This is a genomic window from Cryobacterium breve (genome assembly GCF_027594785.1).
Classification (GTDB): domain Bacteria; phylum Actinomycetota; class Actinomycetes; order Actinomycetales; family Microbacteriaceae; genus Cryobacterium; species Cryobacterium breve_A.
This window is the reverse complement of the sequence record NZ_CP075584.1, coordinates 1507564-1521709: the sequence shown is the minus strand read 5'-3', so window position 1 is coordinate 1521709 and position 14146 is coordinate 1507564. Positions and strand designations below refer to the sequence as shown.

16 protein-coding genes and 1 pseudogene are annotated in these 14146 nt (G+C 65.9%); 7 read left to right on the top strand and 10 right to left on the bottom strand.

What is annotated here, in order from left to right:
* Positions 1-72 precede the first annotated feature (72 nt).
* From KIV56_RS07420 to KIV56_RS07410, 3 genes are all read right to left on the bottom strand, one after another.
* On the bottom strand, positions 73-474 hold the full coding sequence (locus KIV56_RS07420) for a cupin domain-containing protein (RefSeq protein WP_281535746.1): 402 nt from the start codon (positions 472-474) through the stop codon (positions 73-75).
* Positions 475-482: 8 nt separating this feature from the next.
* Positions 483-815 (bottom strand): carboxymuconolactone decarboxylase family protein, encoded by a 333-nt coding sequence (locus KIV56_RS07415; protein WP_281535745.1) that lies wholly within the window; start codon positions 813-815, stop codon positions 483-485.
* Between the two features lie 196 nt (positions 816-1011).
* Positions 1012-2235 carry an MFS transporter gene (locus KIV56_RS07410; protein WP_281535744.1) on the bottom strand — a complete coding sequence of 408 codons (1224 nt, stop codon included), beginning with the start codon at positions 2233-2235 and terminating at the stop codon, positions 1012-1014.
* Between the two features lie 123 nt (positions 2236-2358).
* On the opposite strand from KIV56_RS07410, the gene KIV56_RS07405 reads away from it, so the two are divergent.
* From KIV56_RS07405 to KIV56_RS07395, 3 genes are all read left to right on the top strand, one after another.
* Positions 2359-3234 carry a helix-turn-helix transcriptional regulator gene (locus tag KIV56_RS07405; RefSeq protein ID WP_281535743.1) on the top strand — a complete coding sequence of 292 codons (876 nt, stop codon included), beginning with the start codon at positions 2359-2361 and terminating at the stop codon, positions 3232-3234.
* A 43-nt stretch (positions 3235-3277) separates the two neighbouring features.
* Positions 3278-4006, top strand: a complete 729-nt coding sequence (locus tag KIV56_RS07400) for an SOUL family heme-binding protein (RefSeq protein WP_348648500.1) — start codon at positions 3278-3280, stop codon at positions 4004-4006.
* Between the two features lie 158 nt (positions 4007-4164).
* Entirely contained in the window at positions 4165-4578 is a 414-nt protein-coding gene (locus tag KIV56_RS07395; protein ID WP_281535742.1) for a hypothetical protein, read from the top strand.
* On the opposite strand, the gene KIV56_RS07385 is transcribed toward KIV56_RS07395, so the two are convergent.
* The 5 genes and pseudogenes from KIV56_RS07385 to KIV56_RS07365 all read right to left on the bottom strand — a co-directional run bounded on the left by KIV56_RS07385 (position 4486) and on the right by KIV56_RS07365 (position 10029).
* The gene (locus KIV56_RS07385; protein ID WP_432432615.1) at positions 4486-6018 is read right to left on the bottom strand and encodes an MMPL family transporter; all 1533 of its coding nucleotides are present in this window, start codon (positions 6016-6018) and stop codon (positions 4486-4488) included. The genes KIV56_RS07395 and KIV56_RS07385 overlap by 93 nt on opposite strands.
* 67 nt (positions 6019-6085) lie before the next feature.
* Positions 6086-6685 (bottom strand): annotated as a pseudogene (locus KIV56_RS07380) (MMPL family transporter); the annotation flags it as partial.
* Positions 6686-7049: 364 nt separating this feature from the next.
* A complete protein-coding gene (locus KIV56_RS07375) occupies positions 7050-7709 on the bottom strand; it encodes a response regulator transcription factor (protein WP_281535741.1) in 660 nt (219 codons plus the stop codon).
* Complete coding sequence (locus tag KIV56_RS07370; protein ID WP_281535740.1) at positions 7706-8935, bottom strand: sensor histidine kinase; 1230 nt, start codon at positions 8933-8935, stop codon at positions 7706-7708. The genes KIV56_RS07375 and KIV56_RS07370 overlap by 4 nt, the downstream gene beginning before the upstream one ends.
* 128 nt (positions 8936-9063) lie before the next feature.
* Positions 9064-10029: a hypothetical protein gene (locus KIV56_RS07365; protein ID WP_281535739.1), complete on the bottom strand. Its 966-nt coding sequence runs from the start codon at positions 10027-10029 to the stop codon at positions 9064-9066.
* A gap of 259 nt (positions 10030-10288) precedes the next feature.
* Between KIV56_RS07365 and KIV56_RS07360 the strand changes: the two genes are divergently transcribed.
* Positions 10289-10870, top strand: coding sequence for a TetR/AcrR family transcriptional regulator (locus tag KIV56_RS07360; RefSeq protein WP_281535738.1), 582 nt, complete (start codon positions 10289-10291; stop codon positions 10868-10870).
* 23 nt (positions 10871-10893) lie between these two features.
* Here the strand turns inward: KIV56_RS07360 and KIV56_RS07355 are convergent, their stop codons facing one another.
* Positions 10894-11478: a YdeI/OmpD-associated family protein gene (locus KIV56_RS07355; protein WP_281535737.1), complete on the bottom strand. Its 585-nt coding sequence runs from the start codon at positions 11476-11478 to the stop codon at positions 10894-10896.
* Between the two features lie 48 nt (positions 11479-11526).
* Between KIV56_RS07355 and KIV56_RS07350 the strand changes: the two genes are divergently transcribed.
* From KIV56_RS07350 to KIV56_RS07340, 3 genes are all read left to right on the top strand, one after another.
* Complete coding sequence (locus KIV56_RS07350) at positions 11527-11886, top strand: VOC family protein (protein WP_281535736.1); 360 nt, start codon at positions 11527-11529, stop codon at positions 11884-11886.
* Positions 11879-12019: a hypothetical protein gene (locus tag KIV56_RS07345; protein ID WP_281535735.1), complete on the top strand. Its 141-nt coding sequence runs from the start codon at positions 11879-11881 to the stop codon at positions 12017-12019. The genes KIV56_RS07350 and KIV56_RS07345 overlap by 8 nt, the downstream gene beginning before the upstream one ends.
* A 71-nt stretch (positions 12020-12090) precedes the next feature.
* A complete protein-coding gene (locus KIV56_RS07340) occupies positions 12091-12411 on the top strand; it encodes a nucleotide pyrophosphohydrolase (RefSeq protein ID WP_281535734.1) in 321 nt (106 codons plus the stop codon).
* A gap of 18 nt (positions 12412-12429) precedes the next feature.
* On the opposite strand, the gene KIV56_RS07335 is transcribed toward KIV56_RS07340, so the two are convergent.
* Positions 12430-13773 (bottom strand): HNH endonuclease signature motif containing protein, encoded by a 1344-nt coding sequence (locus KIV56_RS07335; protein WP_281535733.1) that lies wholly within the window; start codon positions 13771-13773, stop codon positions 12430-12432.
* Positions 13774-14146: the final 373 nt, after the last annotated feature.

Sequence of the window (14146 nt, the reverse complement as noted above, 5' to 3'; positions counted from 1 at the left end):
CGATCATTCTCGTCCGCGGACTGCTGGGCGCACACGGAATGGATGCGCCCAGCCTTCCTGCGCTGACTGCCTTTAGTTGCCGTTGTACTCGTCATCGGTGATGTGCTCAAGCCAGGTGGTGGTCTTGGCCGGGTCGGCGCCCGACTGAACCATGGCGATGTGCTCCATGAAGACTCCGGGGGCTGCCGCGTGCCAGTGCTCTTCGCCCGGCGGGGTGTAGAGCGTCTGGCCGGGGTGGACCTCGATGATCGAGCCGTCGCGCCCTCCGAACCGTGCGACGCCCTGGGTGACGCGGACGTACTGGCCGAGCTCGTGGGAGTGCCAGGCGGTGCGGGCGCCGGGAGCGAAGCGGACTGTCACGACGACCATCCGCTGGTCTGGCTCGTGGGGCAGCGCGATCGGGTCGAGCCAGACTTCACCGGCGAACTGGGCGGCCGGGTTGAGCGTGGTCGGTACGGCAGGTTCGATGATCATGATGTTCCTTACTGGTTGTTGGAGAAATACTGCTTGGCGACGCCCATTGCGGCCATGCCCTGGGGCCAGCCGGCGTAGAGCGTGACATGGGTGATGGCTTCGATGAGTTCGACCTGGGTGACGCCGTTCTTGACAGCGTGATCGAGGTGGAAACTCAACTGGTCGGTGTTCCCTCCGGCCGTGAGTACGGCCACGGTGATGAGGCTGCGGTCGCGGGCGGAGAGTTCGGGGCGGTTCCAGACGTCGGCGAAGAGGACATCGTCGGTGAGTTCGGCGAGTTTCGGAGCGAAGTCGCCGAACAGGTTCCGGCCTCCTCCGACCTGCGTGCGTTGGTCAGTCATAGTGTTCCTTTCAGGTGGTGGTGAATGGTGCGGGGAGAGGGCAGGCCTGCTGCTCTGAAGGTGATCGTGACCTTGAAGGCTTCGCGGTCGTCCAATGGTGCGCTAGTCCTCCGGGACGACGTCGAGGGTGACGGTGCCGTCACTGCTCGCCGGCATCAGCCGTTCCAGGTGTGTTGCTGTCGATTGATCGAATGGTTCAGGAATTGTGAGACAGGGTTGCTAGAGGCGGGCGGGGAAAGCGGTGCGACGTCCGTAGAGGGTCAGCAGGAGCGCGGTTAGCCCGAACACGATCATCACGACGGTGAGGACGAGACCGTCGAAGACTGTCAGCAGGGCGGCTCCGAGAATGCCGGCGGTAAAGATGGCGAGGTTGAACGCCACCGGCAGGAACGAGTTGGCGATATCCGAGTCCTGGCCTCCCGTTGTGGTGAGAGCGGCTTGAACCTGGGCGGATACCCCGCCGAACGCGATTCCCCACAGAACGGTCGCGACGGCGATCGCCGCGGTCGAGGTGTGCCCGACGAGGAGCACAACACCGGCCATGATGAACAGCGCCGCGCTGCCGTGCAGCAGCGGTCTCGGATAGCGGTCCAGGAGCGCCCCGGTGATGACGATGCCGCCGATCGAGGCGACTCCGAAGATGAAGAGCCTGAACGTCGACGGCGAGGCTGCCGCTGGTGGACCTCAGATACGGGGAGAGATAGGTGTAGATCGTGTTGTGCGCCAACATCCAGGTGAAGATGACGGCCAGAATGATGGCGATGCCGGGGATCCGGAACACCCGGACCAAGGGCAGTCGTGAGCTTCCCGGCTGTCCGTGGGCGTCGGGGGCGATCGCAGCGATGAGCGCACCGGCGATGACGGCCACTGCGGTGAGGCCGGCAAATGCCCACCGCCAGTCGAATGTCGTTCCGAGCCAGGACCCGAGGGGTGTGCCGAGGGCGAATCCGACCGGTGCCCCGCCGGAGACGATCGCCAGGGACAGCCCTGCGCGGGACGGCGGGCTGATCTTTCGACCGTAGGCCGCGAGCATCCCCCAGATGATTCCCGAGAATGCCCCCGCAACGAACCGTGACAGCAGGGAAAGAGCCACGTCGCTGGAGAGTGCGGTGACGCTGTTCGCGACGATGAGACCGAGGATCGCTCCGAGGAGCAGGGGCTTTCGACGCATCCCCCGGGTCAGGGTGATGGCCGGGATCGTGACGATGACCGTGCCGAGGGCGTATGCGCTCACGAAAAGACCGACGGTGCCTTCGCTTGTCCCCATGCCCGCGGCAATGACCGGAAGCAGGCCGGCCGGCATGGTCTCCATCGCCACGAGAACGAAGCCGATGACCGCCAAGGCGATCAGGGTCGCCAGGGGCAGGCGCTTGACAGTCTCAAGAGTGGCCGGTGGTCGCACCGTGATGGTCGTATTCAAGATTCTCCTCACCGCCGACATATCCCTCAGTCAATGCGTTGTGCGCCCCGCGAGGGAGTCTCTGTCGAGGGGTGTACCAGCAGGGAACCCCGCGCCCAGCGCCGGGGACGTAGTCTCGTCGACATGGACAATCAATCCGAGGTGCGCGAATTCCTCATGTCCCGCCGCGCGAAAATCGCTCCGGAACAGGTGGGCCTTCCCTCCGGAGCAAACCGGCGCGTAGCCGGGCTTCGTCGCACCGAGGTGGCAACGCTCGCGGGCGTCAGTGTCGAGTACTACGCCAAACTCGAACGCGGCGCGATCGGAGGGGCGTCCGCCTCCGTGCTCGACGCCATCGCCCGCGCACTCAACCTCGACGACACGGAGCGGACCCACCTCTTCGACCTCGCCCGCGCAGCAGACGGCGTCCCGCTGTCCGGACGTCCACGCCGGCGCGCCACAAGGAACGCCGTGAGCCGGCCCAGTCTTCACTGGGTGCTCAGCACGATCACCGACGGCGTCGCATTCGTGCGAGACCAGCACCAGGATCTTCTTGCCACAAACGAACTCGGACGTGCCTTCTATTCGCCACTGATCGGCGACGGTGGGCGCACACCGAACCTGGCCCGGTTCCAATTCCTCGACCCCGCATCACGTGACTTCTACCCGGACTGGGATCTCTTCGCCGGAATGTGCGTCGCGATCATGCGTGCCGAAGCCGGCCGCGACCCCAACGACACAGGCCTCCAGGACCTCGTCGGCGAGCTCTCCACCCGCAGCGACACGTTCCGCCAACTCTGGGGAGCCCACGACGTTCGCGCCCACGGCTCCGGCACGAAACGCTTCAATCACCCCGTCGTCGGCGAGCTCACTCTTGCCTATGAAGAGCTCATCATCACAGCCGACCCAGGTTTCGTCCTCATGATCTACACCGCGGAACCCGGCTCACCCAGCGCAGAGAGACTCAGACTTCTGGCCAGCTGGGCGGCCACGCGAATCGAGGCGGTTGAACCTCTGTAAGGGCTTCGCTCACGCACGCACGAACGCGGAGTAGCTTGAGAGCATGACCGAACAACAGCCCTACGCGGTCGTGGGCGATTACGACGGTTTCGAGCTGCGCAGCTATCCAGAGCATCTCGTCGCCGAGGTCACCACGACCGGGCCATTCGAAGATGCCGGCAATCGTGCGTTCCGATACCTGTTCGCCTATATCAGTGGCGAGAATTCCGTTCGTCAGAAGGTCGCGATGACTGCGCCCGTCGTGCAGGCCGAGGCGTCGACGAAGATCGCGATGACCGCCCCTGTCGTTCAGGAGGCCCTCGGTGGGAAGCCGGGTGATCGAGACGGGAAGGGGATGTTCCGGGTTGCCTTCGTGCTCCCCGCGGGTCTCACGATCGACACGGCTCCGCAACCGACCAGCCAGGAGGTGCGGCTGAGAAGCGTTCCAGGGAGTTCGACCGCCGCGGTGAGGTATCGCGGCCGGTGGGACGAGGCCGGGTACGCGCGCCATTTGGAGACGCTTCGGGGGCGATCGCCGCCTCTGGATTCACGGCGCGGGGAGAGCCCCGTTTCGCCCGCTTCGATCCACCGTTCATGCCCTCGTTCCTGCGTCGAAACGAGGTCATGCTCGATGTCGTGCCCACCGAGGTGGAAACTCGACCGTGACCCTGTCGGCCACGTCGAGGGTATCCAGGATGACGTGCCCTTAGGCGCGGAAGGGATTCGAAGAGCCGCCTCCGGAACGCCGGCCCATCCCCGTCAGCCACTCGCGGGATCTCTGCCAACCCCTTAGCGACGACCGCATCCGGTGCTTTACTGACATGAGTATTTCTCAGAGGAGGCGCATGATGGAAGCTCCAACGTACCTGGGCACCGATATCGCAGGGCTGATGCACGCCGCGCGCGCGGAAGCGCGACGCATTGTGGAAGCCAACAAGGGCGACATGATCAGTGATCACAAAGCCATCTTGGATCGGCTCGAAGCCGCAGAGCCTGATCACCGATGACGAGGTGCAGACGCTCCTTGGGCTCTACAAGCTCGGGTTCGAGGCCGGAGAGGGTAAAGCAGACCCCCAAAGGGCCTTCTTCGAGTCGCGTGAGATCTACGGGAAGCTGGCGGCGGGCGGCAAGGCCAGCCCCGTTGCGCTGGTGGTGGCGTCGGCCGCCGTCGGGTCGTTCGAGATCTCAGCGAATCCCGAAGGAACGACGACGGTCTCGATCGCCCGGGTGAGCTACGGCTCGAGCCTCGCGGGGATTGGAGCCGGCATCGGATCACTCCTCGGGGGCCCTGCCGGAGGGGTGCTCGGTGGCGCGATCGGCGGCCTGCTGGGCGGAATCGTGGACGACAAGAAGGGTAAGAAATAGTCCGTGCCTCCGGGCGGGCCAGTGCATGATGCATGCACCGGCCCCACCAATGGCTAGTCGGTCACGAGAACGGCGTTCCGCTTGTCGGGCTGGGACTCGGAGCGCTCTTCGAGTGCGTGGCCGTCCATGTCGACGTTCGGGAGAATGCGATCGAGCCACTTTGGCAGCCACCACGCGGCCTTGCCGAGCAGGGACATCAGTGCGGGCATCAGGATGAGACGAACGATGAAGGCGTCGGCCATCACCCCGACCACCAGTCCGAAGGCGATGGATGCGGCGATCGGGAAGGTGCTCGTCGCAAAGCCCGCGAAGACGACCGTCATGATCGTCGCTGCGGCCACCAGGACCGGACCCGAGCGGGAGAAACCTTCGAAAAATCGCCTGCTTCGGCGACATTCCCGTGTTGTGCATCTCCTGGATCCGGGACACCAGGAACACCTGGTAGTCCATGGCGAGCCCGAAGAGCACGCCGACGAGCAGGATGGGCAGGATGCTCATCATCGGGTCGCCCTGAGGCGCCGGAATCAAGGGATCAAGCCAGCCCCACTGGAAGACCGCGACGCTCGCTCCAAAGGAGGCACCGACGGAGAGCAGGTAGCCGAGGGTGGCGATAAGAGGGATGAGCAGCGACCGGAACATGACGATCAAGAGCACCAGCGAAATGACGACGATGACAATGAGATACCGGATCAGCGCATCCTGCAGGGCCTGGTCCTGGTCGATGCCGATCGCCGTTTCTCCGGTGACCTCGAGGTGCACTCCCGACACCGAATCGGCGTCGGTGCGGATCTGCTGGACGAGGTCCTTCGTCTGCTGATCGATGGGGCCTTCTGCAGGGATCACGGTCAGCAGGGCTACGTTTCCATCGGCGCTGATCGGGCCGGGAACGACCATCTGGACCCCGGGGAGGCCGGCGAGTGCGTCCTGGACCGATGCGGCCCGGGCGGTCACATCGCCGTCGGCTTCGGCGAGCACGACCAGGGGACTTTGCACCCCGCCGAATTCGTCGATGATGAGGTTGTATGCGGTCCGCTGCGTCGAGGTCGGGTCGGCGCCGCCGGGAATGCTGAATGCGGTCTTCATGCTGAGAATGGGTGCAGCGACGATGACGAGAACGACCACGCCGGCTAGCAGCGACCGGAGCGGGTGGGCGACGACGAACGTTCCCCAGCGTCGGAGGAAGCCGTCCCGGGCCGTGAACTGCACATCCGTCAAACCATCGGGTGGCGTCCCGAAGGCGTTCGTGCGGCGGGTGCGTTCTTTCTTCGGCAGCACCCGGCGTCCGAGGGTGCGCATGAGGACCGGGAGGAGGGTCAGCGCCATCAGCACGGAGACGAGGATGGCGAAGGCGGCGGCGACGCCCATTTCCGTGATGAAGCTGATGTTCGCGACCAGGAGCCCGACCAGGGCGATGATGACGGTGAGGCCGGCGAACACCACGGAGCCTGCCGGCGGTTCCCGTCGCCCGGGCCACGGAGTCTTCGACGTTCTTGCCGCTGCGGAGTTCGGCGCGGAACCGGGTCAGGATGAACAGGCTGTAGTCGATCCCCACGGCCAGACCGAGCATCGGCGCGAGGATGACGGTCGTGTCGCCGATCGGTGTGAGCGCCCCGTAGGCGAGAACGCCCACGAGGCCGACGCCCACACCGAAGACGGCGATCAGGAGGTTCACTCCGGCCGCGAGAAGCGACCCGAAGGTGAGGATCAGGACCAGGAACGCGATGATCACACCGACGCCCTCGCCGATGCCCGCCGGCGGGGCGCCGAGCGGAACCAGGTTTCCGCCAACCTCGACCCGGAGGCCATCAGGGGCATCCGCTTGCACGGTGAGGGTGGCCTGGTATGAGGCGTTCTGCTGGTCGGCGGAGAGGTCGCCGAAGCTGAGCGTCGCAACGGCGGTGCTCCCATCCTGGGAGATGTAGGGCCTCTGCGCGTCGAACGGGTCGCTGACGGAGGTGATGTCCGGGATCGTCGCGGCGTCGGACAGCACGCCAGCGATCTGGGCGGTGACGGCGGCATCCGTGATTGCTGCCCCCGTGTCGGACTGGAAGACGAGCTGCAAGCTGGCGGGCGTGCTGCTGCCCAGGTCCGGGAATTCCTGGCTCATCCGTTCCAGTGCCTGGGAGGACTGCGTGCTCGGAATCGACGTGGACGCCGTTCCGGGGGAGCCCTGACCGCTGGCAATGACCAGGGTGCCGATGAGGCCGGTGAAGATCAGCAGCCAGGCGCCGACCACCACAAGTCTGTGCCGGGCGCTGAAACGCCCGATGAGGGAAAGAAACGTGGCCATGATGCTCCTAGGACTAGCGAAGAGAGGCGTCCGGGCATGCGCGTGCGGCGGTGGGGCCAGGCGAATGCTGCCGTGCGGCAGGGACAGTTCCTATCGTTCCCGCGGAGCGTCCCAGTCACCTCGTCCAGGCGCATCGGCCCGTCTACTGCATGCGCAGTAGACGAATGCGGGGATGAGCCGGCTACGCGGAGAGCCCGGCGCGGTAGGCGAAAGTCACGAGCTGGGCGCGGTCACGGGCGCCGAGCTTCATCATCGCCCGGTTGGCATGTGTCTTGACCGTGTATGGCGATACAAACATGTCGGATGCGATCTGGGCGTTGTCGCGCCCCGTCGCGATAGCGATGACGACGTCGCGTTCGCGGGGCGTGAGCACGGAGAAACGGTCGACCATGGCCGCATCGACAACCGGGCGGTGTTCCTCCGCGACGTGGTGAATGAGCGCCGCGGTCGCGGCGGCGGACAACGCGCCGCCACCGGAGGCGACGTCGACGATTCCGGCCACAAGTTCGGTCGGTCCGATGCCCTTGCTCAGGAAACCGTTGGCACCGGCCCGGAGCGCTGCGAAGACGTTCTCGTCGTTTTCGAACGTGGTCAGGATGATGATGCGCAGCTTTTCGGGCGGGAAGTCGAGGCGCAGCCGGCGGGTGGCTTCGACGCCGTCGATGCCGGGCATGCGGATGTCCATCAGGATTACGTCGACGGACAGCCCGACGATCTGCTGCAGCGCTTCGAAACCGTCGGCGGCATCCGCCACGACGTCGATGTCCGGCGCCGGAGCGAGGATGGCGCGAAGCCCGACCCGGATCATCTCCTGGTCGTCCACGATCATGACGCGGATCACTGGAGTCTGCCTCCGTCGACACGGAGGGTCGCGGTGACCTGGAAGAGGTCATCACGGTCCTCGACCACGAGTTTGCCTCCGGCCGATGCGGCGCGTTCGCGCATTCCGACGAGACCGTAGCCGCGGCGAGGGACCGGGGCCGCCCCCGGCCGCGCCTGTGCGGGGGAGGCGATCTTCGAGGTGCGCAGGGTCTTCGGATTGGAGACCGTGATCGTGAGGACGGCGCCGTCCACGGTCGTCGACAGCGTAACCGGTCCTGAACCGTGGCGCTGGGAATTCGTCAGGGCCTCCTGCACGATCCGGAATGCAGCGGTGCTCACCTCGGGATCGAGCGCGGCGGGGGCCGGGGCGAGGTCGGCCCGAACGTCGACGCCGGCGTTCCGGCAGGACTCGATGAGGTCGGGTATCCCGGAGAAGTCCGGCGCAGGCCGCAATCCGGCGCCGGAGTCGGGGCCCTCGCTGGTGTCGGAGCGCAGCACGTTTAGGATTCGCTGGGTCTCGAGCAGGACGGATTGGACACTCGTCCGCGCCGAATGCAGGGATTCGCGGGCGACGGAGGCGTCGCTCGGCAGGTTCACTTCGGCGACGCCCAGGTGAATGCCGAGGACGGCCACCTCGTGCCCGATTACGTCGTGCAGGTCGCGGGCGATGCGGAGGCGCTCTTCGGTGACGCGGCCGTTCGCCTCAGTGTCCCGTGCGGCGAGGGCGTCGAGGGTGCGCTGTTCGAGCTCGTTTCGATACTGGTCGTGGCTGCGCACCGCGCTACCGGCGGCGGCGGCCATGAAACCGAAGGCGAACGCGGTCAGCGCCGTCGGGCTGCCGAAACCGATTCCGTTGTACATCACGGCGGCGAAATACAGGGTCGGTCCCACAAGCAGGCCGACCCACACGCCCGGAAGTGCGCGGAGGGTGACGGAGAAGGCGGTGAACACCGCCATAGTCCAGGTGATCAGCGGATCCCAGCCGACCGCCGCCGCGAGCAGCGGCGTGAGGGTGACCATCACGATGCCGGTCCAGGGGTAGCGCCGGGAGACGAGCACACCGAGGAGAGAGATAGTGAGAGGCAGATAGCCGAAGAGGCTCGTGCCGTTGGCCAAGGGAACACTGAATTCGGTCGCCGCGGCGACGATCGTGACGGCGACAGCCGCCAGGTCGAGAGTGCGTGGATTGCGGTACCAGCGGGGTCGATAGGCGGCGAGTTCTCTGGGGGAGGCCGACAGTGTCACCCCCTTGATCCTCCCACCCGACGCCGCCCTCACGGCAGCCACGCATCTACTGCATCCGCAGTAGATGCGTGGCGCCGGGCCGGGTGGCGACGGACACACGAGCGAAACCTGGCCTCCTCAGAATCGCCTCATACCGCGAAACGGTCCTGCCTGACGGACGCTAATGGGAATAGGTGACCGGTGTGTACGCCGCCGTGCAGAATTCGCCGCAGGCTCGCAGGGAAGGAGAACTTGTAGCTCGTTCCGGCTTTGATCGGGATGCCGTTCGCGTCAAACGCTCGAATCTGGAAGGCGCTACCACCGGCAACAGTGGCGCCGATCGTGAACAACTGGCCGACCTGGCCGCTCATGGTCGCCGCGCGCCACACACCGTCTTTTAGGTACTGCACCGTGCTGATGCCGTCCTTGAGGTGAGTGATCACGATTGAGTTCCAGTACCGTTGTGCATCCTTCCGGAAACCGATCTTGATATCGCCGGTGTAGTTCGGGGCGGACGTGTAGCTCCAGGTGACCTGGCGGTTGTTCCAACTCGCACCGAGGCCGGTCAACACCTTGCCCGCCTTGACGAAATTGCCCAGGGAAGACTGCGCCAGATCAAGGTGGTATCGATCGTTCCAACACCAATTGTTGTAGTCGGGGCAACTATCGGCGATCTGATAGGTCTGGGTCGCGCCCGTGTAAGCGTCATTGACGACCGTGCCGCCGACGCAGAAGCCCTTGCCGACGTTGCCGCCGCTGTTGTCACCGTTGATGCATGTGCCGCCGATCGCGACCGTGATCATCCGGCCGCAGTTACTGCCGTTGTTGTAAGCACCGGTGCCGCCGGATGCGCTGTACGCGTTGAGCGCGGCGTAGCTCGCAGTGTCGAGCTGCGCAACCGGGACACCGCAGTTGCCGTACGGACCCCACTTCTGCGTGAAGGTAGTTGTCCATGATGCGTACAGGGCTTTGATAACCGAGGTCGCCGAGGCCGAGCCGACCAGCGCGCGCGGGGCGGCACCTGCTGGGGAGGCGCTCGCCGTGGACAAACCCGCCACCAGGACTGCGCACAGCAGCGTCAGGCAGGCGAACAGGGAGAGCAGGGTTCGGCGCATGAGTCCTATCTTGGCGTGACCAGGCGCCTGGTGACTACGGCAATCAGATGGACGACGATGCCCCACGCTCGGGGGCCGATGGCGATACTGCGCCCTCGGAGATTGTGCGCGATTCGGAACCGGCACCGGGCCCAAAGCCAAGAGCCAAGAGCCTGGCGGCACGTGCCCCGGCGTTGGAGGTGGGGCCGACGCTCGGGCCGACCCCCGACGCAGACCTCGTAGTCTGGAGAGCGACGAGGTGCCGAGCGAGAGGACGGGTATGCCCAGGATCACTGCCCCGACCGTTGCCGAACATCGCGTTCGCCAGCGTGCAGCTCTCCTCCACGCAGCAAGGGAACTCCTGATCGACGGGGGAGTCAGCGCCGTCACCCCCGCAGCCGTCGGCGCTGCGGCCGGACTATCCCGCCCCAGCGTCTACCAGTACTTCTTCTCCGGAGCGGACATCCTGGTCGGCGTGATCGAGGATGCTTTCCCCCGGGGTAATGCTGAACTCCAGTCGGCTCTGGGCTCGGTCACGACGCCGTCGGAACGGCTCGACGTCTACGTTCGCGTGACGTTGCGGCTGGCCGCGGAGGGCGTGCATCGTCCGGCTGCGGCGCTCGCCGCGGCCCAACTGCCTGCAGAATGCCTGGCGCGCCTTTCGGAGTTGCACCGGGAACAGGCGGAGCCCTTCATCCAGGCACTGCGCGACCTCGATGTGCCCGAGCTCAACATCACCGCCCGTCTACTCAGGGGAGTGCTCGAGGCAGCAATGGCAGCGATCGAATCGGGCGCCTCGTTGCCCGTGGTCACCGAGCGAACCCTCGTATTCGTCCGGTCCGCGGTGGCACCAGCTTTCTAGCCCTGCAGCAGGCTCCCGCTGAATCAGGGCTTCTGCGGGTAGATCGTCTCTCCGCGCTCGAGCATGGCGACGAACTTGGCGATGTTCGCGGCGCGGGTCGCGGGTCGCTTCACACCGCTGATGCGGAACAGGATGGCAAAGCGGTTTTGCGAGGAGAGCCTCGAAAACAGGTCCGCGGCCACCGGGCTCGCGTCGAGAGCGGCCTGAAGATCGTTCGGGACCGGACTGTCCTTCTGCCGATAGGCGGCTTCCCAGCGCCCGTCGGCCTGGGCGCGTTCGATCTCGGCGAACCCGGCCGGTCGCATCCGCCCGGCTTCGATGAGTCGTGCGACGAGGTCACGGTTGCGCTGGGACCACATGCTCCGGGGTCTGCGCGGTGTGAAGGCGCGTAGAAAATAATCACCGTCAAGGGTGCCGGCCTGCCCATCGATCCAGCCGAAACACAGCGCCACTTCGAGTGCTTCGTCGTAGCTGATGCCCGGTGCAGAGGAGTTCTTCTTCACGAGCTGCAGGCGGATGCCGTCGTGGTCGACGTTCTCTTCGAGCCAGGCTTCCCAGTCCGGCGCGGTGCCGAACAACAGGATGAGCTTGCCTGAGTTTTCGGCCATGGCTCCCATCGTAGAGAGCCGAGCCACAACGCTGAATAGGATCGAAGGGTGATCGGACACATTGATGAGGTCGTCATCGACTGCAGGGACCCCGAGGCGCTCGCCACGTTCTGGGCGAGCGTGCTCGGCGGCGAACCACACCGGCGGGACGCGGCCTGGTGGTACATCCTGCCTCCTGGCTGGACGCAACTGTCGTTCCAGAAGGTACCCGAGGCCAAGACCGTGAAGAACCGGCTGCACCTCGATGTGCGCGTGGGCGACATTGCGGCGGCCGCGGACCAGGCCGAACGACTCGGGGCGCGCCGGATCGGTGACGCGCATCACGACACCGCCGGATCGTTCCAGGTGTTGCAGGACCCTGAGGGCAATGAGTGGTGCGTGGTCAGCCCGGCCGCCGCACATGACTGAGTGGGAGATCGACGGGGACGGCCCACTGTGTCCGGTCTGTGGCATCGAGATGCTCGCCGACGGCGTCGACACGGCCGAGGGTCTCGAATCCTGCCATCGGTGCCCGCGGTGCAAGCTCGTCGTTGTCGTCTAGCCGGAGTGACGGGCCAGTGCCCTCGGCGGTGAGAACGAAAACGGTTCGCGGGTGACTGCTACGTTGACGACATGAAGGAATTTTCCGTCGGCGACGAGATCGCGGCATTCGTTGCCGAGCGCGACTGGGCGCAGTTCCATACGCCGGAAAACCTCGCGAAGAGCATCTCCATCGAGGCGGCCGAGCTGCTCGAGTGTTTTCAGTGGAATGCCGAGGCGAGCCCCGAGCGCGTTCGGGAAGAACTGGCCGACGTCCTCACCTATTGCCTTCTCCTTGCTGAGCGGATCGGCGCTGATCCGAACCAGATCGTTCTCGACAAACTTGCACTGACGCGAGACAAGTATCCGGTGGACAAGGCGCGGGGGCGAAGCACGAAGTATGACGCCCTGTGAGATTAGACGCCTAGTGCTCTAGAACGGGCTCGGGTTGTCGAGGTTGTCGAGGTTGTCGGTGTTGTCGGGTGTGGGGTCGAGGTTCCAGACGTCGACGACCGGGGTCGGCGGTTTGGGTGTGGGTGTGGGTTTTCGGGGTGGTCTCATGTCGGCGGAGGGTTCGACGATGTAGCTGTACCCGGCCGGGGACGTCCATTCGATGCGCCCATCGCCGAGGTGTCTCGGTGTCCACCTCGTGTAGCTCTTGACCGCGTGGTGGTAGGGGCAGAGGTGGGCGAGGTTCATCGCGTCGGTTTCGCCGCCGTGCTGCCATTCCACACTGTGATCCAGGTCCGACCGTTTCGCGGAGCGGCGGCACCCGGGGAAGGTGCAGGTTTCATCCCGCACCTCGAGCCATTTCTTGAGCGCGGCCGGGACCTTGTAGGTGTCGCGGCCCATCGAGAGCACCACCCCGGTCTCGGGGTGGGTGAGGAGCCGGGTGAAGCTCGGCGCCCCGGCCGCGAGCCGCCGCGCGGTCTCGGGGTCGATGGGTCCGTACCCGGCCAGGTACCCGGGTTCCGCGCTTTTGCCCAGCAGGGTCAGGACGGGAACGGTGACGTTGACCTGTGCGGCCACCCCGGCTCCGAGTCCGTCCGGGGTGACGCCGCCGGTCAGGACGTCGGTGAGCACGTCTACCGCGATCTGGGTCAGAGTGCGGGTTTCGTCCGGGCCTTGCAGGGTGAGGGCGGTGTCAAGGGTGCGGTGGTACGCGGCCTGCACTTTCTCGGCGTCCCCGGTCACATACAGGGAGGCCATGCCGTCGTTGAGGGCCTGGAAGACGACGTGCCGGTCCTCGACGCTTTTCTGGTGCCTCGCGGTGATGGTTTCCGGGTGGGTGCGTTCCCGCACCCGCCGGGCCCTGTCGGCGAGTTTTGCCACGGTCAGCACTTCCGCGACGGGCACAAGGACGTCCTCGAACACGGCGCGGGCCCGGGCGGCCGCCTCCGGATCGTCCCCCATGCGGATACCCCAGGCCTGGTCCATGATCACCTGTGCGTGCCGGTAGCTGATCGACCCGGAGGTCAGGGCTTCCCGGGTGGCGGGGAGGTCTTCGGCGAGGGTGCGGCTGGCTTCGATCAGGGTCTCGGCCGTGCGCCGCGGGAGCCGGAGCAGCGCCCCGACCTCGCAGGCGAACTCCTCCTTCGTGGCTTCTTCCGGCGACCACAGCGGGCCCCTCCCACCGGTGCGTTCTGCGGCCTCCGCCCGAGCGCGCCCCACATCGGCCAGCACCCGCTGGGCGGTATAGATCGCGTCGGCCCGGCGAGCGGTGGCCTGATTGATTTCCCGGTCCGCGTCCCGGATCGCGTCATAGACCTCGGCCAAGGACGGCTCCACGAGACCGAGGTGCGGTGGGTTCACATTCGGGTCGGGAGGGGTCCCGGGCGGGGGTTCCGCGGTGCTGTCGACCGGGCTGTCCACCGGGCTCTCCAGAGGGCTTTCCAGAGGGCTTTCCCGGTGGGGTTCTGAGGTATTTTCAGCTGTCATGTCGGTCACTCTACGGACCACCACCGACATTCCCGGAGCATCCACCACCCCACAAACCACCTGTGGATAACCCGGTCAGAACCACTTTGTTGAGGAGAGGGAGAAGCTGAGCGGAGGACCATCGCTTGTCGTCGGGTTCGGTGCCGGCCAGGCAGGTCCCACGCCCGTCCAGCGGATTCCAACGACATGAAAATGCAGGAGTCCGGCCTGT